This window comes from Streptomyces sp. NPDC059008, from assembly GCF_042749045.1.
GTDB lineage: Bacteria > Actinomycetota > Actinomycetes > Streptomycetales > Streptomycetaceae > Streptomyces.
In genome coordinates, this window is record NZ_JBHYJC010000006.1 from 52,693 (window position 1) to 76,801 (window position 24,109).

A 24,109-nucleotide genomic window follows, 5' to 3' on the forward strand; every position below is an offset into this window, starting at 1 on the left:
ACGCCCACAGGACGCCCGCAGGACGCTCAACACGACCAGGAGGAACGCATGGTGAGGAACAGCACCTCCCCGGCCAAGGCGACGTGGACCGGCATGGTGCCGGTCGACGATACGGCCCTGGCCGTCACCGACACCGGCGGTACCGGCATCCCGGTGGTCTACCTCAACGGCCACTTCGCCACCCAGGGGTACTGGCGGCGGGTCATCGCCGACCTGGGGACTGCGTGGCGGCACATCACCTACGACGAGCGGGCCCGCGGCAGGAAGTCGAAGCGTTCGGCGGACTACTCCTTCGAGGCCGCCGTCCGGGACGTCGATGCCGTTCTCGCGGCCAGGGGCGTGGACCGGGCGCTGGTGGTGGGCTGGTCCTACGGGGCGTTCGTCGGGGCGCACTGGGCCAGCCGCAATCCCGACCGCTGCCTGGGGGCGGTCCTGGTCGACGGCGCGCAACCGTACGACTGGCTCACCGAGGAGATGGAGCAGGGGATCCGCAAGTTCTTCCAGCGGATGGGCTGGTTCATGCCGCTGCTGCGCCCGACGGGCCTGACCCCGCGGATGACCGCCGAGCAGATGGCGAACAGCAACATCGAGGTCGGCAAGCTCGCCCGCGAGCGCGAGCTGGGCCCCGTGCTGGACGACATCACCGTCCCGGTGCGGTATGTGCTTGCTTCGGGGACGTCCTTCGGAAGCAAGGGCGATGAGCAGGAACGCATCCGCGCGGGTCTTGACCCGGTGTTCGAGCGCAAGCCGAACATAAAGCTCAGCGCGAAGGTCGCCAGCAACCACGGTGCGATCCTGAGGAAGGACTCCCCGGCCGTCGCCGAGGCCGTACGCGAGGTCGCCGCCCTCGACCGCGCGGGGCGCTGACGCCACGCAACTGCCGTACGACGGCGGTACTTTGAAGTCCACCCAGCTCCACCGGAAGAAGACCGTCCAGCAGATCGCCGAGATGCGTTCGGCGTCCCGGCCGACGCTGCAGAAGCATCGCGACAAAGCCGAGACCGGCCGTCCGCCGTTCACGGTATGGGCGAGCAACGCCGGATGGTGGGGACGGAGGGCCGCAGCAACGGTCCGGGGACCAGCCGGCGGCCTCGCCCCTGTTGGCGATCTGGTCGGCTCCGCCAGCAGACCCTCGACGAACTGCGCGAAAACCACCCGAGGGCCCGGCCGGTTGAACAATTACCCCCAACTCGCCGGCCCGAGAGGAAAGTTCGGCACCGCACTCGGCTATCTACTCAGCCGTCGCACCCCTCATCATGCCGCTCAACGACCCACCCCAGCCCCAGTCGGAAGATCTCCGGCTGTAATACCCGGGGCGAATGGCTGACAGGTGCGGCCGGTCAGCTGATCACAGTGGTGGAAGCTGCAGCCGCCGTCGCTGCAACCGCCGCAGCTACGGTCTCCTCATCGGAGATCTTGCCCCCCTTAGCCTGCCAACCGGTCTTCCTGTAGCCCTTGGAACCCTTGGCGCCCCTGAGGCCAGAATCCTTGCGGTCACCCTTGGTCTTCTTGAAGAACAACTCACTTCTCCTCGTGCTGAGACGTTTTTGCCGTTGCGTACATGATCGCAAAGACGGGCGGGGCGGCCGGTGACGGAGGTGGCCCGGTGGGCACCCTGACCACGGCTGAGCGCGAGGAGCTGCTCCGGCTGCGCCGGAAGATGCGCCGGCAGGAACAGACGATCGAGGCGCTGGGAAAGACGACCGCCTGCTTCGCGAATCCGGGCCGGCACCACCACCTTGTTCGCCGCCCTGAAGGTGGCGAGCGGGAAGGTAACCCGATCCCTGCACCACCGGCACCGGGCCGAGAACGGACTCGTCTTCTCGTCGGCGGTGGGGAAGGAACTCGACTCGACCAACGTACGGCGAGCCTTCCGCCAAGCGCTCAACAAGGCCGAGGGGGTGAACGCCGGGGAAGGGACGCCGCATGAGCTGCGCCACAGCCTTCCGTGATCCCAGCGGGAGCGGTCGCCATGGACGGGATCTTCAAGGTGAATCCAGAGCGATAGTCACGCAGTTAGTCACGCACAAAGCAGGAGAGGCACCTACGGAGATCCGTAGGTGCCTCTGACCTGTGTTCCTTCAGTCGGGGTGGCGGGATTTGAACCCACGACCTCTTCGTCCCGAACGAAGCGCGCTGCCAAGCTGCGCTACACCCCGAAGCAACGAGCTCTACTTTAGCGGACTGATCCCCGTAGGCGAAATCCGGTTCTTGCGGAGCCGCGGAGTCGGCCTGACCTGGTCGATCGCGAGGGCGGCCAGGGGGAGGAGGCAGCTCGCCACGGCGATGGTGAGGGTGGGGGCCAGGGCGCGGGAGGGGGCGGTGCCCGCGGGGGCCGGGAGGGGGAGGGTGAAGCCGAGGTAGAGCAGGGGGTAGGCCGGCCACTGCCAGGCGAAGGGGAGGCGGAATCCGCGCGGGCTGGTCAGCAGGAGCCAGTCGGCGGCGGTGGCGAGCGGGGTGAGCGTGAAGAGGAGGAGGTGGGAGATCGCCTGGGCCGTGGTGGGGGCGGCGGCTTCGGGGAGTGCGAAGGGGGCGGGGGCGCCGGTCGGAAGGTGGTGGAGGAGGGCCGTGAGGGAGACGTAGGTGAGGAGGGCGCCCGTGAGGCGGGGGGTTACGGGTCGGCGGCCGGTCCAGGCGCGGTGCGCGGTGCAGACGGAGACCAGCGCTGTGGCGAGGGCGGCCTGTGCGGTGAAGGAGGCGGCGAGGCGGGCCGGGGCGGGGGTGGCGAGGGCCTCCAGGAGGAGGCCGGTCAGGGCGACCGCGGCCAGAAGGAGACGGAAGGCGCCCGCGAGGGGGCGTCGGAGGGCGGGGGCGACGGCCGCGGCGGGGGTGCGGGCGGCGGCGCCGGCCGGTCCGGTGGCGTGGCGCGTGGACTGCGAGGTCCGGGTGGGGTCGGACATTCCTCCACGGTAGGGGGACGGAGGATCGGGGACGGGTGGGGGAACCCCGTGTCGGAAGAGCACCGGGTGCGGAGGGCGGCGGGCCGTGGCGGAAGCGGGCCATGGAGGTACCGCGGTCCATGAAGGCAGCGGGCCGCGGGGGCGTAGGCGCCCCTCGCGCCCCGCACGGTGTGTTCAGCATCGCCGCAGCCCGCAGCCCGCAGCCCGCAGCCCTCGGTGCTCGTCCCCGGCCCGTACGCCCGGGTGGTGGTCGTCCTACGCCCGCGCCGTGAGGGTCAGCAGCGTCGCCTCCGGGGGGCAGGCGAAGCGGACCGGGGTGTAGCGGTTGGCGCCGCAGCCGGCGGAGACGTGGAGGAAGGAGGTACGGCCGTCGGCGGTGTGGGTGGACAGGCCCTTGACGCGGTCGGTGTCGATGTCGCAGTTGGTGACCAGGGCGCCGTAGAAGGGGATGCAGATCTGGCCGCCGTGGGTGTGGCCGGCCAGGATCAGCGGATAGCCGTCGGCGGCGAAGGCGTCCAGGCAGCGCAGGTAGGGGGCGTGTACGACGGCCAGGGAGAGGTCGGCGCCGGATTCCGGTCCGCCGGCCACCTCGGCGTAGCGGTCGCGCTTGATGTGCGGATCGTCCAGCCCGGTCAGGGCGATCTCGAAGCCCTCAAGCTTGAGGCGGCCGCGGGTGTTGGACAGGTTGACCCAGCCGGCCGTGTCGAAGGCGTCGCGCAGCTCTTCCCAGGGGTTGTGGACGGCGCCCACGACGGGGGCGTTCCCGTTGAGGCCGTGCCGGCCCTGGACCCGCTCGAGCAGATAGCGGGCGGGGTTGCGCAGCCTGGGGCCGTAGTAGTCGTTGGAGCCGAAGACGTACGCGCCGGGGAACTCCATCAGCGGGCCGAGTGCGTCCAGCGTCTCCGGGACGCCCTCGGGGTCGGAGAGGTTGTCACCCGTGTTGATGACGAAGTCGGGGCGCAACCCGGCGAGCGACTGGAGCCAGCGCTGCTTCTTGCGCTGCCCGCCGACCATGTGGATGTCGGAGACCTGTAGGACGCGCAACGGGCGCATGCCGCGGGGGAGTACGGGTACGGTCACGCGTCGCAACCGGAAGGAGCGGGCTTCGAAGCCGGCGGCATAGGCCAGGCCGGCCGCGCCGACTGCGGTCAGGGTCAGGGGTACTCCGTATCGCGCGCGCATGACCCCATCGTTGCAGAGTGGCCGGGGCGGGTGCAGTCAGGGCGGGCCGGGGCGGGGCGGCTGGGAGGAAAAGGCGCGGCGGTTGTCGGTGGGGGGAGGCATACTCGACGTCATGACCACGCTCAAGACCAAGCTGCAGGACGACCTCACCACCGCGATCAAGGCGCGCGACGAGCTGCGCTCCTCCACCCTCCGCCTCACGCTGACCGCCATCCAGAAGGAAGAGGTCGCGGGCACGGAGGCACGTGAGCTGTCCGACGGCGAGGTCGAGAAGATCATCGCGCGGGAGGCGAAGAAGCGCCGGGAGGCCGCGGACGCCTTCGACAAGGGCGGCCGCGGCGAGTCGGCCGAGCGGGAGCGCGCCGAGGGCGAGGTGCTCGCGGAGTATCTGCCCAAGCAGCTGACCGACGACGAGCTGGAGCAGCTGGTCGCGGCGGCGGTGGCGGAGGCCAAGGGGGCCGGCGCCGAGGGGCCGAAGGCGATGGGCGCCGTCATGAAGATCGTCAACCCGCAGGTGGCGGGTCGTGCGGAGGGCGGCCGGGTGGCCGCGGTGGTGAAGAAGCTGCTGGCCGGCTGAGCGGCCCAGGGAAGTCTGGAGGGAGGACCGAAGGGCGTCCTGAGGACAGGACGGGCCGGAGGGAATCCTGAGGAAGGTGAGGGGGCGCCCCGTTGTGGGGGCGCCCCCTCATCGCGCTCGCCGTCCGGCTCCAGGGCCGGGCACTCGGCCCCATGGGCGGGCCCCCGTGGGGGCTGCCGCCGCCAACCGGCCCCCTACCAGCCGCCGTTGCCGCCGCCCAGGATGTCGGGCCAGTCGGGAAGGTCCCAGCCGCCGCCCGGCTTGTCGTCGCCGCCGTGGCCCGGGCGGGGCTTGTGCTTGCCGCGGCCCTTGTCGTCGTCGCCCCGGTCCTTGTCCCGGTCGGGGTTGCCGATCGGGACGGTGGGCAGGGCCGGCGCGGGCCGGCCGGCCAGGGCGCCGGCCATCGCGTCGCGCCAGATGGGGCCGGGGGTGTCGGCGCCGTAGACCTTCTCGTGCGGGACACCGCCGATGGTGATGTCGTACATCTTGCGCTTGTGCTGCGGGTCGCCGACCCAGACGGCGCCCGCCGCGTTCGGGGTGTAGCCGACGAACCATGCGGCGTACCGGCTGTCGCTGGTGCCGGTCTTGCCGGCGCTGTCGCGGCCCTGGAGGCCGGCCTCCTTGCCGGTGCCGTCCTCGACGACGCCCTTGAGGAGGGTGTTGATCGTGTCCGCGGTCCGCTTGGACATCGCGCTGCGGCAGCTGGTCCGCGGGACCTCCAGCGCCCGGCCCCGCGCGTCGGTGATCGATTCGATGGCGACCGGGGAGCAGTACTCCCCGCCGTTGGCGAAGGCGGCGTAGCCGGAGGCCATCGTCAGCGGCGACATCTCCTGGACGCCGAGCGTCATCGACGGCACCTGCTGCAGGGGCTTGCCGTCCGCCCGCTCGATGCCCATCTTCTGGGCCATCTTGACCGCCGGGCAGATGCCCATATCGCTGATCAGCTGCACGAAGTAGGTGTTGACCGACTTCGCGGTCGCCTCCTTCATGCCGTACGGGCCGACCTCGCGCTTGTTCTCGTTCTGGGTGGTGTCGGCGGGGCTGCCCTGCCACTGGCCCTCGCAGGTCTGCACCGGACTCGGATACGGCATCCGGTAGGGCGAGGAGTACTCCTGCTCGGGGCTGGTCCCCTGCTCCAGCGCGGCCGCCGCGATCACCGGCTTGAAGGTCGAGCCGGGCTGGTAGCCGGCGCCGCCGCCCATGGCGTCGTCCACCGAGAGGTTGAGCACGGTCTGGTTCTCACCGAAGCCGTACGGGCGCGACTGGCCCATGCCGAGGATCTTGCCGGTGCCCGGTTCGACGATGGTGGCGGCGGTGGCGACCGGGTCGTCCTCGTAGACGTGGTCGCTTATGGACGCCTGGATCGCCTTCTGGGTCTGCGGATCGAGGGTGGTGCGGATGGTCAGGCCGCCCCTGTCCCAGCGCTTCAGCCGGTCCTTGCGGGTCTTGCCGAAGGCCTTGTCGGTGAGGAAGACCTTGCGGATGTAGTCGCAGAAGAAGCCGGCGCCGTCCGTGGCGGTGATGCAGCCGTTCTTCGGGCGGCTGACCGCGAGCTTGATCGGCTTCTTGGCGGCCGCTTCGGCCTGCGCCCGGGTGATGTTCTTGAGGTCGGCCATCCGCTGCAGAACGGTGTTGCGCCGTCGGGTGGCCTCCTGCGGGGCGGTGACCGGGTCGTAGCGGCTCGGCGACTGGACGATGCCGGCCAGCAGCGCCGACTCCTCAAGGCTCAGGTCCTTGGCGTGCTTGCTGAAGTACCGCTGGGCGGCCGCCTCGATGCCGTACGCCTGCTGCCCGAAGAAGGTGATGTTGAGGTAGTTCTGCAGGATCTTGCGCTTGCCGAGTTCCTTCTCGACCTGGATCGCGTACTTGAGTTCCTTGACCTTGCGGCCGATCGTCTGCTGGGTGGCCTGCGCGACCTTGTCCGCGTCGTTCCCCGCCTCCTCGATGAAGACGTTCTTCACGTACTGCTGGGTCAGCGTCGAGGCGCCCTGGGAGACACCGCCCGACTGGGCGTTCTTGTTGACCGCGCGCAGGATGCCCTTCATGTCGATGGCGCCGTGCTGATAGAAGCGCGCGTCCTCGATCGCGACGATCGCCTGCCTGATGTACGGCGACATGTCCTTGAGGTCCACGACCGTGCGGTCACGGGAGTAGACCTTGGCGATCTCGCCGCCCTTGGCGTCCAGGATGGTGGTCCGCTGGCTGAGCGGCGGCGTCTTGAGGTTCGCCGGGATGTCGTCGAAGCCCTCGACGGATCCCTTGGCCGTGAGGCCCAGTGCTCCGGCCGCCGGAAGCGCGAGACCGGCGAGCACCGCTCCGGCCAGGACGCTCACACCGAGGAACTTGGCGGCTTGCTGCGTCGTGGACAGTCCTCCGCCATCGCGCTTCTTAGGCATGGGGGCAGCCTACGTTCTGAATCGCCGGACAGGGGCGCACCTGTTCGTTTAGCCTGTCCTCAGTTGCCGCAGCGGAATGGTTACGCCTCGGTTCGTCAACCCCTACTCTCCCGCGGACCGCACGCCACGAGTCCCCATGAGTCGCCAGAAATCCCGCGCCAGGACGACGGACTGTCCCGTCTTGTGAGCAAAGTTACGTATGCCGTTCGGTCACTCCGTTGGGTGATCTGCCGCGTACGCATAGTCCGTTCGGGCCATTCAAGATTGGGCCCGAAGGGGGTGTTGCACCCTGTCTGCCTTCCGTAACGTCCTCAACTGGCAACGGTGAATATGCCGATTGCCGCCGTGGGGGAGCCTCGATTCGGGAGAGGACGGCGCCAGCATGGGCTGGGTAACCGACTGGAGTACGCAGGCAGCTTGCCGCACTACCGATCCGGATGAATTGTTCGTTCAAGGGGCGGCGCAGAACCGCGCCAAGGCGGTGTGCACCGGATGTCCGGTACGCACGGAATGCCTGGCCGATGCCCTGGACAACCGGGTGGAGTTCGGCGTGTGGGGCGGGATGACCGAGCGCGAGCGGAGGGCGCTGCTGCGCCGCCGCCCGACCGTGACGTCATGGCGTCGCCTGCTGGAGACAGCACGTACGGAATACGAGCGCAGCACGGGCATTCTGCCGGTGGACTGCGAGGACGAGACCTTCGACGAGTACGCCGCGGTCGGATAGCGGCCGGCCGATCGGCCGGACGAGCGCGGGCTCGGTCGGTGGCACGCCCGGTGTCGCGGGCGCGCACCGTCAAGTGATCTTGGTGTGCCCGGAGATTGGGCACCGCCGGTGTGCGCGTCGAGCGCCTTGGTGCGCCCGCATGTGATGCGCACGACAGCGATACGTAGGGCAGTGGTGCGCACGACAGTGGTGTGCGCTTGTACCTGATGCGTGTGTGGGTGGTGCTGTGTGCGTACGGGCGGGGTGAATGCCGCCCGTAGGGGCCGCATCGCTGGTACGGCTCAGATGTCGGAGTCCGTATCCATGCCGCTCTGCGCGCCGTTGAGCGCCAGGCGGTCGCCGATCGCGCGCAGGCCCGCGAGGTCGTGGACGTCGCCGGGCAGCGCGGCGACCTCCGTCACCGGGACCTCGGGATGCAGCGCGGTGAAGCGGTCCCGCGTGCGCCGTTCGCGCGCGAGAACCTGCATGCGTTCCGCGTGCAGTCGCAGCAGCCCGGCGGCCAGTTGCGCCGCCGAGGCCGAAGGGGGTGCCACATGCTCCGCCGCGGCAGCGGGGGAGAGGCCGCCGGCGGTACGTGATCCAGCCTTCCCGTCGTCGAGATCCACAATGCCGGTTGCTTCAAGATTATTTTCGGCGCGGTCCGCTTCGGTGTCGTCCTCCGCGGCCGCGTCCGTCAGGGCTTCCGCGGCGGCGAGCGCGCGCTCGGCGCTCAGTTGGGCGGCGCCGCTGCCGTGTACCCGGTTCAGCACCAGGCCGGCCAGTGGCATCTGCTCGGCGGCCAGCCGCTCGACGAAGTACGCCGCCTCGCGCAGCGCGTCCCGCTCCGGCGCGGCCACCACGAGGAACGCCGTACCGGGCGCCTGCAGGAGGCGGTACGTGGCGTCCGCGCGGGTGCGGAAGCCGCCGAACATGGTGTCCATGGCGGCCACGAACGTCTGCACGTCGCACAGCAGTTGACCGCCCATGAGCTTGCTGAGCGTGCCGGTCATCATCGACATGCCGACATTGAGGAACTTCATGCCGGCCCGGCCGCCGACCTTCGCCGGCGCCATCAGCACCCGGATGAACTTGCCGTCCAGGAAGGAGCCGAGGCGCTTGGGCGCGTCCAGGAAGTCCAGGGCGGACCGGCTCGGTGGCGTGTCGACGACGATCAGGTCCCACTCGTCGCTCGCGCGGAGCTGGCCGAGCTTCTCCATGGCCATGTACTCCTGCGTGCCCGCGAAACCGGCCGACAGGGACTGGTAGAAGGGGTTCTCCAGGATGGCGCGGGCCCGGTCGGCGTCGGCATGGCCTTCGACGATCTCGTCGAAGGTGCGCTTCATGTCGAGCATCATCGCGTGCAGTTCGCCGCCCGCGGTCTCGTCGACGCCCTTGACCCGGCGCGGGACGTTGTCGAGCTCGGAGATGCCCATCGACTGCGCCAGCCGCCTGGCCGGGTCGATGGTCAGCACGACGACCTTGCGGCCGCGCTCGGCGGCGCGTACGCCCAGCGCCGCGGCGGTGGTGGTCTTGCCGACGCCGCCCGAACCGCAGCACACCACGATCCGGGTGCGGGGGTCGTCGATCAGGGCGTCGACCTCCAGGCACGGGGCCGAGGCGTCCAGCGTCGTGTCGTCCGAGGTCATATGGGCCCCTGTTTCCGCAGGTCTCTCGCCAGTTGGTAGAGCCCGGCGAGGTCCACTCCCTCGGGGAGCAGCTCCAACTCGTAGGTGGGCAGGCCGATCGCGGTGAGCTCGGCGTGCTCGGCGCGCTCCAGCTCGACCCGCTCGGCGTGTTCCCGCGCCTGTTCCAGCAAGGGGTCGATCAGCCGGTCCGCCAGGCCGCCGCGGCGGGCACCGCCCAGGCCCGCCTGGGAGAGCGCCTTGGCGACGCCCGTACGGGCTCCGCGGGCGGCGATGAGGTCGAGGTCGCCGTTGTCCAGCAGGGCCGGGCGGGTCATGTTGATGACGATGCCGCCGACGGGGATGCCCGCGGCGCGCAGCTCCGCGACACCGTCGGCGGTCTCCTGGACCGGCATCTCCTCCAGGAGCGTGACCAGATGCACCGCGGTCTCGGGCGACTTGAGGACCCGCATCACGGCCTGCGCCTGATTGTGGATCGGGCCGATCTTCGCAAGGCCGGCGACCTCGTCGTTGACGTTCAAAAACCGGGTGATGCGGCCGGTCGGCGGGGCGTCCATCACGACCGCGTCGTAGACGAACCTGCCGTTCTTGTCCTTGCGGCGCACCGCTTCGCACGCCTTGCCGGTCAGCAGGACGTCCCGCAGGCCGGGGGCGATGGTGGTGGCGAAGTCGATCGCGCCGAGCTTCTTCAGCGCCCGGCCCGCGCCGCCGAGCTTGTAGAACATCTGGAGGTAGTCCAGCAGGGCGCGTTCGGCGTCGATGGCCAGGGCGTGGACCTCGCCGGCCCGTCGTCCGCCACCGCCCCTGACGGCGTCTCCCCCCGACTCCCCCCGGGGGGACCCCCACCGCGGGGCGCCCTCGGATGCCGGACCTACCGCGATCTTGCGCTCCTCGTACGGAAGCGCCTCGGTCTCGAACAGCTGGGCAATGCCCTGCCGACCCTCGACCTCGACCAGGAGGGTACGGCGCCCCTCGGTGGCCAGGGCGAGGGCGAGGGCAGCGGCGACCGTGGTCTTGCCGGTGCCGCCCTTGCCGCTGACGACATGGAGCCTGCTCACGCCAAGGAGCCTAACCAGTCCGCGTCGCGACTACGCACGGGATACGCCTGGGAGGTCCCGGAGATCTTGCCCACGATCCCTCCGGGACAGTTCAGGGATGTGCCGTAGGGGTCGGGCGGGCGCCTGCTCGGCGGCCGTGGCGGGCGGACGCGGGCGGGCCGTGGCGGACGGCGTCCACCGCCGCCCTGGACAGGCATTACGCTCGGCCCATGACCAAGTGGGAATACGCGACCGTGCCGCTGCTCGTGCACGCGACGAAGCAGATTCTGGACACCTGGGGCGAGGACGGCTGGGAACTGGTCCAGGTCGTGCCGGGCCCGAACAACCCTGAGCAGTTGGTGGCCTACCTGAAGCGGGAGAAGCAGGCGTGAGTGCGGCCGAGGACAAGATCGCAGCGCTCGGCCTGAAGCTGCCGCAGGTCGTGCCGCCGCTGGCCACGTACCAGCCCGCGGTGCGCTCCGGCTCGTACGTCTTCACCTCCGGCCAGCTGCCGATGGTGGACGGCGCGCTGCCGGCCACCGGCAAGGTCGGCGCCGAGGTGAGCGCGGAGCAGGCCAAGGAGCTCGCCGCGACCTGCGCGCTCAACGCGCTGGCCGCCGTGAAGTCCGTCATCGGCGACCTGGACAAGATCCAGCGGGTCGTCAAGGTCGTCGGCTTCGTGGCCTCCGCGCCGGACTTCACCGGCCAGCCGGGCGTCCTCAACGGCGCCAGCGAGCTGCTGGGCGAGATCCTCGGCGACAAGGGCGTCCATGCCCGGTCGGCGGTGGGCGTGGCGGTGCTGCCGCTCGACGCGCCGGTCGAGGTGGAGATCCAGGTCGAGGTCGCGCAGTAGCCGAGACCGCGGAGTGGCCGAGGTCGCGGGGCGGGCCCCGCGGCCTCGCGTGCGCGGGGCCGGCGGCCTCGTGGGTTCGTGGTCGGCGCTTCCCCCGCTCCCGGAGCTGGGGGCGGCGCCCGCCCCTGCGGAGCACGCCCGGCGCGAAAGTGGCCCTCGAACATCCGCGCGCGAGCGCATAGCATCCGGCCATGTCGTCCACGACCAATGGCCAGTGGTACCCGCCGGAGTGGCCGGACCGCATCCGGGCGCTCACGAGCGGCGAGCTGACCCCTGCCGAGCCCCGGCGGGCCGCGACCGTCCTGCTGCTGCGGGACTCGGGATCCGGCGGCCCCACCGTCCACATGCTGCGCAGACGCGCCTCCATGGCCTTCGCCGGAGGCGCGTACGCCTATCCGGGCGGCTCCGTCGACCCCCGAGACGAGCGCCCGGTGGCCTGGGCCGGTCCCTCGCGCGCCCAGTGGGCGGTCCGTATGGGCGTCGACCCGGCCACCGCGCAGGCCATCGTCTGCGCGGCGGTGCGCGAGACCTTCGAGGAGGTGGGGGTGCTGCTCGCCGGCGCCTCGGCCGACACGGTCGTCGAGGACACCACGGGCGAGGACTGGGAGGCGGACCGCGCGGCCCTGATCGCCCATGAGCTGTCCTTCGCCGACTTCCTGGGGCGCCGCGGCCTGGTCCTGCGCTCCGACCTGCTGGGCGCGTGGGCACGCTGGATCACCCCGGAGTTCGAGCCGCGGCGCTACGACACCTGGTTCTTCGTCGCCGCGCTGCCCGAGGGCCAGCGCACCCTCGCCCAAGGGCCTTCCGAGACCCCCGCGTCCCAGAGTGGTGCGACCGGGTCGGCCGTCGTTCCAGGGGGGATGCCCAGTGCCTCCACAGAGGCGGATCTCGCGCTGTGGGTCCGGCCTGAGGAGGCGGCGGCCGGCTACGACCGGGGCGAGCTGCTGATGATGCCGCCGACGATCGCGACGCTGCGCGCTCTGCAGCCCTATGCCACCGCCGCGGACGTGCTGGCCGCCGCGGAGGCCCAGGACCTGACGCCGGTCCTGGCCCGCGCGCGCCTGGTGGGCGGCGAGATCGAGCTGAGCTGGCCGGGGCACGACGAATTCACCAAGCACATCGCGCCGACGGACGCCGAGGGCGCCGGAGCCGGCGGTTCCGACGGATCCTCAGGAGCCCCCGGCGCCAAGGGAGGGAACCCGACATGACCGATGCAGCCGCCCTCCCGGGGCAGCCCCGTGGCGGAGTGATCTCCGGGGCGGCCACCGCGCGCGCCCACTGCGTACTGGCCCCGAACCCGTCGGCCATGACGCTGGACGGCACCAACACCTGGATCGTCGCCGAGCCGGACTCCGACCTCGCCGTCGTCATCGACCCGGGACCGCTCGACGAGGGCCACCTCCAGGCCGTCGTCGACACCGCCGAGCGGGCCGGCAAGCGCATCGCGCTGACCCTGCTGACCCATGGTCACCCGGACCACGCCGACGGGGCCGCCCGGTTCGCCGAGCTGACCCGTTCGACCGTACGGGCGCTGGACCCTGCGCTGCGCCTCGGCGGCGAGGGGCTGGCGGCCGGCGACGTCATCACCACCGGTGGGCTCGAACTGCGCGTGGTGCCCACACCGGGGCACACCGCCGACTCGCTCTCCTTCCACCTCCCTGCCGACCGCGCGGTGCTCACCGGCGACACGATCCTGGGGCGCGGCACCACCGTGGTCGCGCACCCGGACGGGCGCCTGGGCGACTATCTGGACTCGCTGCGCCGACTGCGCTCCCTCACGGTGGACGACGGCGTCTCGACGGTCCTGCCGGGCCACGGGCCGGTTCTGAACGACGCCCAGGGGGCGGTGGAGTTCTATCTGGCGCACCGCGCCCACCGGCTCGCCCAGGTGGAGACCGCGGTCGAGGCCGGGCACCGCACCCCCGCCGAGGTCGTCGCCAACGTCTACGCCGACGTCGACCGGTCCCTGTGGCCGGCCGCCGAGCTGTCGGTGCGGGCGCAGCTGGACTACCTGGGCGAGCACGGGCTGATCGAGGGCTGAGCGGGGCCGGGAGCCGGCTCGGAGGCCGCTGCGAGGCTCCGTCAGCCGCTCTACGGGCGGGGAGCCTTCGCCCCGTGGACGGCGAGGTATTCGTCGGCCAGCCAGGGCGCGAGGCCGGCCAGCAGCTCGTCCAGCAGCTGCGGGTACGCGGCGGGCGTCCGGGCGGCGCGGGCCGCGGCGCGCATCTGCTCGGCGTGCGCCGGGTAGTAGCGGCCGAACACCTCGGCGGACTGGGCGAGATCGCTGGTCCAGCCGCCCCAGCGCGGCATGACCAGCGTGAACCCGGTGCGTACGAGCCGGCGGGCCACGCCCCGGGTCAGCCGGGTGCGCTCGGCCTCCGTAGTCGCCGCCGCGGCCTTCTCGCGCAGACCGGGCAGGCCGCGGAAGAGATCACCGTTGGTCTCGCGGGCGAGGAGCGAGGTGGGGCGGTAGCGGGGCAGTCGGGCGGCGAGGTCCGGGCCGCTGAGGGGCGTGCACAGACACGCCACGAACCACGCCAGGTCGTAGCGCTCCAGCTCGCTCAGCAGCCGGTCCACACCGAACAGCAGAAGGCCCGCGCCGTCGATCTGCCGGTAGGCGGCGTTCAACTCCTCCTCGATGGCCCGGGCGGCGGCGTGGTCAGCGTCGGTCGGCTCGTCCCGTAGGGCGACCAGCGCGTCGAGGTCGGAGACGCCCGGTACGGCGGTGCCCCGCGGGATGCTGCCGAAGAGGTAGCTGCTGTGGAGGCGGTCGGGGCCGAAGTGGTCGGTGAGGCGGGCGCTGAGCTGTGCCACCACGGGCGCGAACCGCGCGGATACGCGGTCCAGGGATCCTTCCCGTACGAAGCAGCCGTTTTGATCCAGTCCCGTGCCGTTGGCCATGGCGCAACTATGGCGAGGGTGCGGGCGGGGGCGCGAGGCAATGGCGAAGGGCCCCGCCGGAGCGGGGCCCTTCGATACCAGCGGTCCGCGGCGCTCAGCGCGAGCGCTTGGCCAGCCGCTCGACGTCCAGCAGGATCACGGCGCGCGCCTCCAGGCGCAGCCAGCCGCGGCCCGCGAAGTCGGCGAGCGCCTTGTTGACCGTCTCGCGGGAGGCGCCGACCAGCTGGGCCAGCTCTTCCTGCGTGAGGTCGTGGACGACGTGGATGCCTTCCTCGGACTGCACGCCGAAGCGGCGCGACAGGTCGAGCAGGGCGCGTGCCACACGGCCCGGAACGTCCGAGAAGACCAGGTCGGACATCTGGTCGTTGGTCTTGCGCAGCCGGCGGGCGACCGCCCGCAGCAGGGCCGTGGCCACCTCGGGGCGGGCGTTGAGCCAGGGCTGGAGGTCGCCGTGGCCCAGGCCGAGCAGCTTGACCTCGGTGAGGGCGGAGGCGGTGGCCGTACGCGGGCCGGGGTCGAAGAGCGAGAGCTCACCGATCAGCTCGCCGGGGCCGAGGACGGCGAGCATGTTCTCCCGGCCGTCGGGGGAGGTGCGGTGCAGCTTCACCTTGCCCTCGGTGACCACGTAGAGGCGGTCGCCGGGGTCCCCTTCGTGGAACAGGGCGTCGCCGCGGGCGAGCGTGACCTCTCCCATAGAGGCGCGCAGCTCGGCCGCCTGCTCGTCATCGAGCGCCGCGAAGAGCGGTGCGCGCCGCAGAACGTCGTCCACGAGATCTCTCCTTGTCGACATGCTCCGGGGGACTGTGGTCCCCATCATGCCGGAATGCAAAACAGTGCGATCAATCACAAGTTTGCCGGACCGGTGCCCCCAGCCATAAGGCAGGGGGCCGATTGGGGTCACGAATCACGGTGATCAAGCCGGATGTCAGTGGCTGGCTTTAGTCTGGCCGAGTGTCCAATACGCCGGTGAGAGCAGAGGACTGGGGGGCTGGACGAGTGAGTGCAGGGCGCGATTCCGCTGTGGGCGAACAGGCGTCCGGCGAAGCGTCCCATTCGGATAAAAGTAACAAATCGCCCTCCGGGGTGACGGCCGAGCGGAAGCCGACCGTCCAGGAGCCTGGCGCGTCGCGACCGGCGGCGCGGGACGCCGCCGAGCAGGACACAACCGACCAGACCTCCGCGACGAAGACCCCGGTAGGCACGACCTCGGCAGGGAAGAAGGCGGCCGTGAACGAAACCCCCGAGAAGCCGACGGCGGCGAAGAAGACCGCGGCGAAGAAGGCCGTGACCAAGAAGGCGGCCGCGAAGAAGGCCGTCGCCAAGAAGGCCACCGCGGCCGCCGAGCAGGCGCCGGCCAAGAAGCGGGCGGCCAATACGGCAGCGGCCAAGAAGACAGCCACCAAGAAGGCGGCCACCAAGACGGCCGTGACGAAGAAGACCGCCGCAGCCAAGACCGCAGCAGCCGAGAAGACCGCCGCCAAGAAGACCGCCGCCAAGACCACCACGGCGAAGGCACCCGCCAAGAAGGCCCCCGCCAAGAAGGCCGCCGCGCGCAAGCCGGAGTCGCGGGCCGCCATGGTGCGGCGGGCCCGCCGGATCAACCGCGAGCTGGCCGAGCTGTATCCGTACGCCCACCCCGAGCTGGACTTCACCAACCCCTTCGAGCTGCTGGTCGCGACGGTGCTGTCGGCGCAGACCACCGACCTGAGGGTCAACCAGACCACCCCGTGCCTCTTCGCGGTCTGCCCCACCCCCGAGGACATGGCGGCGATGGATCCGCAGGAGCTGGAGGAGCTGATCCGGCCGACCGGCTTCTTCCGGGCCAAGACGAGGTCGCTGCTGGGCCTGTCCGCGGCGCTGCGCGACCGCTTCGGCGGCGAGGTGCCCGGCCGCCTCGAGGATCTGGTCACGCTCCCCGGCGTCGGCCGCAAGACCGCCAATGTGGTGCTGGGCAACGCCTTCGGCGTACCGGGCATCACCGTCGACACCCACTTCGGCCGCTTGGCGCGCCGCTTCGGCTGGACGACCCACCAGGACGCGGACAAGGTCGAGGCGGATGTCGCCGAGATCTTCCCCAAGAGCGAGTGGACGATGCTCTCGCACCGCGTCGTCTTCCACGGCCGCCGGGTCTGCCACTCCCGCAAGCCGGCCTGCGGAGCCTGCGCCATCGCCCCGCTGTGCCCCGCGTACGGCGAGGGCGAGACCGACCCAGAGAAGGCCAGGAAGCTGCTCAAGTACGAGCTGGGCGGCCAGCCGGGACAGCGACTCAAGCCACCGGCCGACTATCCGGGGCAGCCCGCGCCCCCGATGGCGGCCCCGGTGGCCGCCTCATGACGGTGGCCGCGCCGTCCGTGGGGCCGGGGCCGCGCGCGATCACCGGCGAGGCCCGAGGAGGGATCCACCATCGAAGCCAGGCCTGAGGGGGCGCGTATGAGGAGTGCACGGGAGCAGCAGTACGGCGAGGAGGCGGGGTTCCCGGGGGCGGCCGGTGCGGCAGCCGGCCGGGAGGTCGCGGTGACGGCCGACGGCCTGCCCGAGTGGCTGGACCCGGTGGCCCGCGCGGCCGGCACGATCGAGCCGCGCCAGCTCAGCCGCTTCCTGCCGCCGGAGAGCGGCGGCCGGCAGTCCGCGGTGCTGATCCTCTTCGGCCACGGCCCGCGGGGCCCCGAGCTGCTTCTGATGGAGCGCGCCGGCACGCTGCGCTCCCATGCCGGCCAGCCGTCCTTCCCCGGTGGCGCCCTGGACCCCGAGGACGGCGACCCCGACGGCCCCGGACCGGTGCGGGCGGCGCTTCGGGAGGCCCAGGAGGAGACCGGCCTCGATCCGTCCGGTGTACAGGTCTTCGGCGTGCTGCCGCAGCTCTACATCCCCGTCAGCGGCTTCGTGGTGACACCGGTCCTGGGGTGGTGGCGCCGGCCGAGTCCGGTCGGCGCGGTCGACCAGGCGGAGACCGCCCGGGTGTTCACGGTTCCCGTGGCGGATCTCACGGATCCCGCCCATCGTGTGACAACGCGCCATCCCAGCGGCCACATCGGGCCGGCGTTCCTTGTCGAAAACGCCCTGGTCTGGGGCTTTACGGCCGGAGTGATCGACCGGATTCTGCACTACGCCGGGTGGGAGATTCCGTGGGACCGTGACAAGCAGGTCCCGCTCGACTGGCGCTCGTGAGACGGTGTCCGGCGTGAACGTCCTGGACATCCTGCTGCTGGTCGCGGCCGTGTGGTTCGCGATCGTCGGGTACCGGCAAGGCTTCGTCGTCGGCATCCTGTCCGTGATCGGCTTCCTCGGGGGAGGCCTGATCGCGGTCTATGTGCTGCCGGTGATCTGGAACGAGATCACCGGTGATGCCACACCCGGCACCTTCGCGGCCATCGCGGCGGTCGCCATCGTGATCGTGTGCGCATCCGTGGGTCAGGCGCTCACCACCCATCTGGGCAACAAACTGCGCCGCCACATCACCTGGTCACCGGCGAGAGCGCTCGACGCGACCGGCGGCGCGCTGGTCAACGTGATGGCGATGCTGCTGGTCGCCTGGCTGATCGGCTCCGCGCTGGCCGGCACGTCCCTGCCGACGCTCGGCAAGGAGGTCCGCAACTCCAAGGTGCTGCTCGGGGTCTCCCGGGTGCTGCCGTCGCAGGCCAACACCTGGTTCGCGGACTTCTCCTCGGTGCTCGCCCAGAACGGCTTCCCGCAGGTCTTCACGCCGTTCTCCAACGAACCGATCAACAACGTGCCGGCGCCCGATCCGCAGCTGGCCGCGAGTCCCGTCGCGGCACAGGCCAAGCGCAGCATCGTCAAGGTCGTCGGCACGGCCCCCGGCTGCGGCAAGGTGCTCGAAGGCAGCGGGTTCGTCTTCGGCCGGCACCGGGTGATGACCAACGCCCATGTCGTCGGAGGAGTGAGCGAGCCGACCGTCCAGGTGGGCGGTGAGGGTCGTCAGTACAACGCCAGGGTCGTGCTCTACGACTGGCGGCGTGACATCGCGGTCCTGGACGTGCCCTCGCTGGACGCTCCGGCGCTGCGGTTCGCCGGCGAGGACGCCGACAGCGGCAAGAGCGCCATCGTCGCCGGCTTCCCGGAGAACGGCGGGTACGACGTCCGCTCCGCCCGCATCCGCGCCCGTATCCAGGCCAACGGCCCGGACATCTACCACCGGGGCACGGTCGGCCGCGACGTCTACTCCCTCTACGCCACGGTCCGGCAGGGCAACTCCGGCGGCCCGCTGCTGACCCCCAGGGGCGAGGTCTACGGCGTCGTCTTCGCGAAGTCGCTGGACGACTCGCACACCGGCTATGCGCTGACCGCCGATGAGATCCGTCAGGACATCGTCAGGGGGCGTACGGCCCAGCAGCAGGTCGACAGCCAGGGCTGCGCGATCTGAGCGGTCCGAGCCGCCCGGAGGGTCTCAGGGCGCGGGGAGCGGTGCTTCCCGCGCCTCGTCGGCTCGGGGCGTGGCCGGTCAGGTGCGATGGCGCAGGCGCGCGCTCATCCAGCGCGCTCTGCGGCGCAGGATGCGCGGGATGCCCATCGGGTGCGCCGGGTCGGGGGACGCGCCGGACCCGAGATCCGGTGTGCCCCTGTCCTGAGTGCCCACTGCAGCGGCACTGCTGCGGCGGTTGCGTGCCACGTCACGGTAGTCGTGCGTCCAGCCCATACCCTCGACTCTGCCCGTGGCCCAAGGTCCGTAACCGCCATGGGGGCCGCCAATTGGCCTATGCGCCGGGCAAGTGGCCGTTCGCCATGCCTACGTTCGAGTGCTGTGGCGTGTCGGTTCCGCTGAGCGGTGCGACCCGCCCCGTTCAGCGGTACGCCGCTGCCCGAACGATCCGTCAGGGCGCGCTCAGCGGTCGGGTTCCGGGTCCTTCAGCCAGTTGATCAGCTCGGTCGAGAAGGCGGCCGGGTCCTCCTCGTGCGGGAAGTGCCCCAGGCCGTCGAACAGCCGCCAGCGGTAGGGGGCTTCGACGTACTCGCCGGAGCCGGCCGCGCTGCGGGTGCGCATCACCGGGTCCAGCGAACCGTGCAGATGCAGGGTCGGGACCCGTACGGGCATCTTCATCCGGCGGTTGAACTGGATGCCGTCGGGGCGGGCCATGGACCGCACCATCCAGCGGTACGGCTCGATCGAGCAGTGCGCCGTCGAGGGGATGCTCATCGCCCGCTGGTAGACCGCGATCGCCTCGTCGTCCGGCAGCCGGGGCCCGGACCAGTCCCGGATCATCCGGCCCACCAGCGCCGCGTCGTCCGCCGTCAGCCGGCGCTCCGGCAACCAGGGCCGCTGGAAGTTCCAGATGTGCGAACTGCGGGTGCTCTGCCGGACGTCGGCGAGCATCGCCGAGCGCCAGCGCCGCGGATGCGGCATCGAGGCGACCGCGAGCCGGCGCACCAGCTTGGGCCGCATCACCGCCGCCGTCCAGGCGAGGTAGCCGCCCAGGTCGTGTCCGACGAGCGCGGCGTCCGGCTCGCCCAGGGACCGTACGACGCCGGTGACGTCCAGTGCGAGGTTCGCCGGGTCGTAGCCGCGCGGGGTGCGGTCGCTGCCGCCGACGCCCCGCAGGTCCATCGCCACCGCGCGAAAGCCCGCCTCGGCGAGGGCCGGGAGCTGGTGCCGCCAGGTCCACCAGAACTGTGGAAAGCCGTGCAGCAGCAGCACCAGTGGGCCCTCGCCCATCTCGGCGATGTGGAAGCGCGCACCGTTGGCCGCGACGTCGCGGTGGGACACCTCGTGTCCGCCGGGGACGTCGAGCCGTACGACCGATGCGGTGCTGTCAGGGGCTGTCATACCGACGAGCGTGTCACAGACTCCAGGACCGGGTGGTCCTTGGTCTCCACGCGCGGGTGCGGCTTGGCCTTCTGCAGCACGGCCGCGGTCTCCCTGGCGGAGTTGATGGACTTCTCCGGCTTCTTGATCTTCTTGATCTTGGTGATGGCGACGAGGGCCAGCAGTCCGGCGAGGACCAGGAAGGCTCCGCCCACGATCAGGAAGGACCAGGCGAGCCCGAGGCCGAGGTTGTGGATGCCGTACGCCGCCGCGAAGCTCAGCACCGGCAGCGCGAACAGCGCCAGCGCGCCCGCCACGACGAAGGCGGCGCTGCCGATGCCCGCCCGCTTGGCGCCCTGCCGCAGCTCCGCCTTGGCCAGTGCGATCTCGTCGTGCACCAGTGCGGACATCTCGGCGGTGGCCGAGGCCACCAGTTGCCCGAGGCTGCGGTCCGCGCCGTGGTCGGCTGCGCTCATCGCCGTCTCCCTCATCTCGTCACCCGGATGCAAAGCCTCTCAGATCATGCCGGACCATCGTCTCCGGCGTGCGAGCCGGAGGCCACTTCGGCAAGCCGGCGGTGTTCGGCGGCCTTGGCTTCGTGGATCGCCGCCATCCGGAGGTGGTACTCCGGTTTGTCCACCTCGTAGATGTCGGGGATGCCGTCCTGGTCCTCGTCCCGCTCCTCGTCCTCGCACAGCTTCTTGTACTTGCGGTTGCGGAGCTTGAGCAGGACGGCGGCGCAGACGGCCGCGAGCAGCGAGCCGATCAGCACCGACGCCTTGATCTCGTCGGCCAGCGCCAGGTCCTCGGAGAAGGCGAGTTCGCCGATCAGCAGGGAGACGGTGAAGCCGATGCCGGCGAGGGAGGCCACCGCGAAGACGTCCGGCCATCTGAGGTCGGGGTTGAGTTCGGCCTTGGTGAAGCGGGCGGCGCACCACGTTCCGCCGAAGATGCCCAGCGCCTTGCCCACTATCAGGCCGAGGACCACCCCGAGCGTCTCCGGCCGGGTGAAGACCCCGTGGAGTGCGCCGCCGGAGAGGGAGACGCCCGCGGAGAAGAGGGCGAACAGCGGTACCGCGAGACCGGCCGAGAGCGGGCGGATCAGATGCTCGATGTGCTCGCCGGGCGACTGGGTCTCGCCGTCGCGGCGGTGGCAGCGCAGCATCAGGCCCATGGCCACGCCGGCGATGGTGGCGTGCACCCCGCTGTTCTCCATCAGGGCCCAGATCACCACGGCGAGCGGGACGTAGACGTACCAGCCGCGGACGCCCTTGCGCAGCAGCAGGTAGAAGACCACCAGGCCGACGACGGCGAATCCGAGGGCCGCGAAGTTGATCTTCGAGGTGAAGAAGATCGCGATGATCAGGATGGCGAAGAGGTCGTCGACGACGGCGAGCGTGAGCAGGAAGGCGCGCAGGGCGGCGGGCAGGGACGTCCCGATGACGGCGAGTACGGCGAGCGCGAAGGCGATGTCGGTGGCGGTGGGCACCGCCCAGCCTTGCAGCGAGCCGCCGCCGAGGGTGTTGACGACGACGTAGACGAGCGCCGGTGTCGCCATGCCGCAGACCGCGGCGATCACCGGGAGCGCGGCGGCCCGGCGGTCGCGCAGCTCGCCGGCGACCAGTTCGCGCTTGAGCTCGATGCCCGCGACGAAGAAGAAGATCGCCAGCAGGCCGTTGGCGGCCCAGTGCTGGATGGAGAGATCCAGGCCCAGCGAGGCCGGGCCGAGGTGGAAGCCGCGGACCGCCTCGTAGCTTGCGCCGAGGGTGTTCGCCCAGATCAGAGCCGCTACGGCGGCGACGAGGAGGAGGACGCCGCCGACGGTTTCGGCGCGCAGCGCATCGGCGATGAAGTTCCGCTCGGGCAGGGACATCCGTCCCAGGAATATGGAACGGCGGTGGGACGCACTCACGACGGGTGACCTCCGGCCTTCGGCAGCTGTGTACGGCTGTTGCAGTTGCCGACCAGACTTCCCGGCGCACCCTGAGTTTCTTAGCGCGTCATTGACGCGCCTCCTACTTTACCGGGCGGGTGCGAACGGCTATTCGGTGGCCCTACTTTACGGGCAAATCGGGCGCCGGGCCGCCGGAGGGGGGCCGGGCCGGTGGGCTCCCGAGGGGCCCGGGCAGGCCGGAGGGGGCGCCCGGCCGCTGCGGCCCGGCGCCCCCTCCATGGTCCGTACCGCTCAGTCCTCGCTGGCCGCGCTCGGCAGCTTGGCCTGGATCAGATCCATGACCGAGGAGTCGGTGAGCGTGGTGACGTCACCGAGGTCGCGGTTCTCGGCGACATCGCGCAGCAGCCGGCGCATGATCTTGCCCGAGCGGGTCTTGGGCAGCTCCGCGACCGGCATGATCCGCTTGGGCTTGGCGATCGGGCCGAGCTGCTGGGCGACATGCGCCCGCAGCTCCTCGACCAGGCCTTCGTTCTCGGCCGCGCCGCCGCGCAGGATGACGAAGGCGCAGATGGCCTGGGTGGTCTGCGGGTCGGTGGCGCCGACGACCGCGGCCTCGGCCACCTTCGGATGCGAGACCAGGGCCGACTCGACCTCGGTCGTGGAGATGTTGTGGCCGGACACCAGCATGACGTCGTCCACCCGGCCCAGCAGCCAGATGTCGCCGTCGTCGTCCTTCTTGGCGCCGTCGCCGGCGAAGTACTTGCCCTCGAAACGCGACCAGTACGTGTCGAGGTAGCGCTGGTCGTCGCCCCAGATCGTACGGAGCATGGCCGGCCAGGGCTCGGTGAGGACGAGGTAGCCGCCACCGCCGTTCGGCACCTCGCGTGCCTCGTCGTCCACCACCGTGGCGGAGATGCCGGGCAGCGGCTGCTGTGCCGAGCCGGGCTTGGTCTCCGTGATGCCGGGCAGCGGGCTGAGCATCATCCCGCCGGTCTCGGTCTGCCACCAGGTGTCGACGATCGGCGTGGCATCGGCGCCGATGTGCTTGCGGTACCACATCCACGCCTCGGGGTTGATCGGCTCGCCCACCGACCCCAGGACGCGCAGCGACGACAGGTCGAACTTCGCCGGGATGTCGTCGCCCCACTTCATGCAGGCGCGGATCGCGGTCGGCGCGGTGTACAGGACCGTCACGCCGTACTTCTGCACGATCTCCCACCAGCGGCCCTGGTGCGGGCTGTCGGGCGTGCCCTCGTAGAGCACCTCGGTCGCACCGTTGGAGAGCGGGCCGTAGGTGATGTACGAGTGGCCGGTCACCCAGCCGACGTCGGCGGTGCACCAGTAGACGTCGGTCTCGGGCTTCAGGTCGAAGACCGCGTGGTGGGTGTACGACACCTGGGTGAGGTAGCCGCCGGTGGTGTGCAGGATGCCCTTGGGCTTACCCGTCGTACCGGAGGTGTAGAGGATGAACAGCGGGTGCTCGGCGTCGAAGGCCTCGGGCGTGTGCGTCTCGCTCTGCCGCTCGACGATCTCGTGCCACCACACGTCCCGGCCCTCGTGCCAGGCGACGTCCTCCTGGCCGGTGCGGCGTACGACGAGCACGCTGCGGACGTTCTCCGTGCCGGGCTTGGTCAGTGCGTCGTCGACGGCCGGCTTGAGGGCGGAGGGCTTTCCCCGGCGGTAGCCGCCGTCGGCGGTGATCACCACGCGGGCGTCGGCGTCGATGATCCGCGTCGCCAGCGCGTCCGCGGAGAAGCCGCCGAAGACCACCGAGTGCGGAGCGCCCAGGCGGGCGCAGGCCAGCATGGCGATGACCGTCTCAGGGATCATCGGCATGTAGATGGCGACCCGGTCGCCGGCCCGCACGCCCAGCTCGATCAGCGCATGGGCGGCCTTGGAGACCTCGCACTGCAGCTCGGCGTAGGTGATCGCGCGGCTGTCGCCCGGCTCGCCCTCGAAGTGGATGGCGACCCGGTCGCCCAGGCCGTTCTCCACGTGCCGGTCCACGCAGTTGTAGGCGACATTGAGTTTGCCGTCGGCGAACCACTTAGCGAAGGGCGCGTTGGACCAGTCGAGGGTCTGAGTGGGCTCGGTCTCCCAGGACAGTCGCCGGGCCTGTTCTGCCCAGAAGCCCAGCCGGTCCGCCGCGGCCTGTTCGTACGCGGCGGCCGTGACGTTGGCATGCGCGGCCAGATCCGAGGGTGGCGCGAACCGCCGCTCCTCCTTGAGCAGATTGGCCAGGCTTTCGTTGCTCACGACATCTCC

The 24,109-nt window shown here is 71.0% G+C and carries 23 protein-coding genes, 1 tRNA gene and 1 pseudogene; 11 read left to right on the forward strand and 14 right to left on the reverse strand.

All coding sequences use genetic code 11. The features are described 5' to 3' along the window. The first annotated feature begins 48 nt into the window (after window positions 1-48). Entirely contained in the window at window positions 49-867 is an 819-nt protein-coding gene (locus ACFWZH_RS10575) for an alpha/beta fold hydrolase (RefSeq protein WP_384427836.1), read from the forward strand. Window positions 868-1,340: 473 nt separating this feature from the next. Here the strand turns inward: ACFWZH_RS10575 and ACFWZH_RS10580 are convergent, their stop codons facing one another. After that, window positions 1,341-1,520, reverse strand: coding sequence for a hypothetical protein (locus ACFWZH_RS10580; RefSeq protein WP_384427838.1), 180 nt, complete (start codon window positions 1,518-1,520; stop codon window positions 1,341-1,343). A gap of 285 nt (window positions 1,521-1,805) precedes the next feature. Between ACFWZH_RS10580 and ACFWZH_RS10585 the strand changes: the two are divergent. Then, window positions 1,806-1,943 (forward strand): annotated as a pseudogene (locus ACFWZH_RS10585) (site-specific integrase); the annotation flags it as partial. Between the two features lie 142 nt (window positions 1,944-2,085). Here ACFWZH_RS10585 and ACFWZH_RS10590 read toward each other — a convergent pair. From ACFWZH_RS10590 to ACFWZH_RS10600, 3 genes are all read right to left on the reverse strand, one after another. Continuing rightward, window positions 2,086-2,159 (reverse strand) — tRNA-Pro (locus tag ACFWZH_RS10590). Window positions 2,160-2,171: 12 nt separating this feature from the next. Further along, a complete protein-coding gene (locus ACFWZH_RS10595) occupies window positions 2,172-2,900 on the reverse strand; it encodes an integral membrane regulator (RefSeq protein ID WP_384427840.1) in 729 nt (242 codons plus the stop codon). Between the two features lie 255 nt (window positions 2,901-3,155). Continuing rightward, window positions 3,156-4,082: a metallophosphoesterase gene (locus tag ACFWZH_RS10600; RefSeq protein ID WP_384427842.1), complete on the reverse strand. Its 927-nt coding sequence runs from the start codon at window positions 4,080-4,082 to the stop codon at window positions 3,156-3,158. A 112-nt stretch (window positions 4,083-4,194) separates the two neighbouring features. Between ACFWZH_RS10600 and ACFWZH_RS10605 the strand changes: the two genes are divergently transcribed. Next, complete coding sequence (locus tag ACFWZH_RS10605; protein WP_384427844.1) at window positions 4,195-4,659, forward strand: GatB/YqeY domain-containing protein; 465 nt, start codon at window positions 4,195-4,197, stop codon at window positions 4,657-4,659. 194 nt (window positions 4,660-4,853) lie between these two features. Here the strand turns inward: ACFWZH_RS10605 and ACFWZH_RS10610 are convergent, their stop codons facing one another. Further along, window positions 4,854-7,055, reverse strand: coding sequence for a transglycosylase domain-containing protein (locus ACFWZH_RS10610; protein WP_384427846.1), 2,202 nt, complete (start codon window positions 7,053-7,055; stop codon window positions 4,854-4,856). Window positions 7,056-7,437: 382 nt separating this feature from the next. Between ACFWZH_RS10610 and ACFWZH_RS10615 the strand changes: the two genes are divergently transcribed. Next, window positions 7,438-7,779 (forward strand): WhiB family transcriptional regulator, encoded by a 342-nt coding sequence (locus ACFWZH_RS10615; protein ID WP_384427848.1) that lies wholly within the window; start codon window positions 7,438-7,440, stop codon window positions 7,777-7,779. 281 nt (window positions 7,780-8,060) lie between these two features. Here ACFWZH_RS10615 and ACFWZH_RS10620 read toward each other — a convergent pair whose 3' ends face one another. After that, window positions 8,061-9,404: an ArsA family ATPase gene (locus ACFWZH_RS10620; protein ID WP_384427850.1), complete on the reverse strand. Its 1,344-nt coding sequence runs from the start codon at window positions 9,402-9,404 to the stop codon at window positions 8,061-8,063. After that, window positions 9,401-10,459, reverse strand: coding sequence for an ArsA-related P-loop ATPase (locus tag ACFWZH_RS10625; RefSeq protein ID WP_384427852.1), 1,059 nt, complete (start codon window positions 10,457-10,459; stop codon window positions 9,401-9,403). Before ACFWZH_RS10625 ends, ACFWZH_RS10620 begins: the two co-directional genes overlap by 4 nt. A gap of 209 nt (window positions 10,460-10,668) precedes the next feature. On the opposite strand from ACFWZH_RS10625, the gene ACFWZH_RS10630 reads away from it, so the two are divergent. From ACFWZH_RS10630 to ACFWZH_RS10645, 4 genes are all read left to right on the forward strand, one after another. Next, on the forward strand, window positions 10,669-10,830 hold the full coding sequence (locus tag ACFWZH_RS10630; protein ID WP_003975360.1) for a DUF4177 domain-containing protein: 162 nt from the start codon (window positions 10,669-10,671) through the stop codon (window positions 10,828-10,830). Further along, window positions 10,827-11,291, forward strand: coding sequence for a RidA family protein (locus ACFWZH_RS10635; RefSeq protein WP_384427855.1), 465 nt, complete (start codon window positions 10,827-10,829; stop codon window positions 11,289-11,291). Before ACFWZH_RS10630 ends, ACFWZH_RS10635 begins: the two co-directional genes overlap by 4 nt. A gap of 191 nt (window positions 11,292-11,482) precedes the next feature. Beyond that, complete coding sequence (locus ACFWZH_RS10640; protein WP_384427857.1) at window positions 11,483-12,499, forward strand: NUDIX hydrolase; 1,017 nt, start codon at window positions 11,483-11,485, stop codon at window positions 12,497-12,499. Beyond that, on the forward strand, window positions 12,496-13,332 hold the full coding sequence (locus ACFWZH_RS10645; protein WP_384427859.1) for an MBL fold metallo-hydrolase: 837 nt from the start codon (window positions 12,496-12,498) through the stop codon (window positions 13,330-13,332). Before ACFWZH_RS10640 ends, ACFWZH_RS10645 begins: the two co-directional genes overlap by 4 nt. Before the next feature lie 50 nt (window positions 13,333-13,382). Here ACFWZH_RS10645 and ACFWZH_RS10650 read toward each other — a convergent pair whose 3' ends face one another. Both ACFWZH_RS10650 and ACFWZH_RS10655 read right to left on the reverse strand, forming a co-directional pair. Beyond that, window positions 13,383-14,192, reverse strand: a complete 810-nt coding sequence (locus ACFWZH_RS10650; RefSeq protein WP_384427861.1) for a nucleotidyltransferase domain-containing protein — start codon at window positions 14,190-14,192, stop codon at window positions 13,383-13,385. Between the two features lie 94 nt (window positions 14,193-14,286). Next, window positions 14,287-14,961, reverse strand: a complete 675-nt coding sequence (locus tag ACFWZH_RS10655) for a Crp/Fnr family transcriptional regulator (protein ID WP_006604164.1) — start codon at window positions 14,959-14,961, stop codon at window positions 14,287-14,289. 458 nt (window positions 14,962-15,419) lie between these two features. Here ACFWZH_RS10655 and nth point away from each other — a divergent pair, with 458 nt between their 5' ends. The 3 genes from nth to ACFWZH_RS10670 all read left to right on the forward strand — a co-directional run bounded on the left by nth (window position 15,420) and on the right by ACFWZH_RS10670 (window position 18,573). Further along, entirely contained in the window at window positions 15,420-16,526 is a 1,107-nt protein-coding gene (nth, locus tag ACFWZH_RS10660; protein WP_384427863.1) for an endonuclease III, read from the forward strand. Window positions 16,527-16,622: 96 nt separating this feature from the next. Then, complete coding sequence (locus tag ACFWZH_RS10665; RefSeq protein ID WP_384427865.1) at window positions 16,623-17,360, forward strand: NUDIX hydrolase; 738 nt, start codon at window positions 16,623-16,625, stop codon at window positions 17,358-17,360. A 13-nt stretch (window positions 17,361-17,373) separates the two neighbouring features. Next, window positions 17,374-18,573, forward strand: a complete 1,200-nt coding sequence (locus ACFWZH_RS10670; protein ID WP_384427867.1) for a MarP family serine protease — start codon at window positions 17,374-17,376, stop codon at window positions 18,571-18,573. 78 nt (window positions 18,574-18,651) lie between these two features. Here the strand turns inward: ACFWZH_RS10670 and ACFWZH_RS10675 are convergent, their stop codons facing one another. The 5 genes from ACFWZH_RS10675 to acs form a co-directional block, all read right to left on the reverse strand. Next, the gene (locus tag ACFWZH_RS10675) at window positions 18,652-18,846 is read right to left on the reverse strand and encodes a hypothetical protein (protein ID WP_384427869.1); all 195 of its coding nucleotides are present in this window, start codon (window positions 18,844-18,846) and stop codon (window positions 18,652-18,654) included. A 186-nt stretch (window positions 18,847-19,032) separates the two neighbouring features. After that, on the reverse strand, window positions 19,033-19,971 hold the full coding sequence (locus tag ACFWZH_RS10680; protein ID WP_384427871.1) for an alpha/beta fold hydrolase: 939 nt from the start codon (window positions 19,969-19,971) through the stop codon (window positions 19,033-19,035). Continuing rightward, complete coding sequence (locus ACFWZH_RS10685) at window positions 19,968-20,426, reverse strand: phage holin family protein (RefSeq protein ID WP_384427873.1); 459 nt, start codon at window positions 20,424-20,426, stop codon at window positions 19,968-19,970. The genes ACFWZH_RS10680 and ACFWZH_RS10685 overlap by 4 nt, the downstream gene beginning before the upstream one ends. A 44-nt stretch (window positions 20,427-20,470) precedes the next feature. Continuing rightward, on the reverse strand, window positions 20,471-21,823 hold the full coding sequence (gene nhaA, locus ACFWZH_RS10690; protein WP_384428184.1) for a Na+/H+ antiporter NhaA: 1,353 nt from the start codon (window positions 21,821-21,823) through the stop codon (window positions 20,471-20,473). 312 nt (window positions 21,824-22,135) lie between these two features. Continuing rightward, window positions 22,136-24,100: an acetate--CoA ligase gene (gene acs / locus ACFWZH_RS10695; RefSeq protein WP_384427875.1), complete on the reverse strand. Its 1,965-nt coding sequence runs from the start codon at window positions 24,098-24,100 to the stop codon at window positions 22,136-22,138. Between the last annotated feature and the right edge of the window lie 9 nt (window positions 24,101-24,109).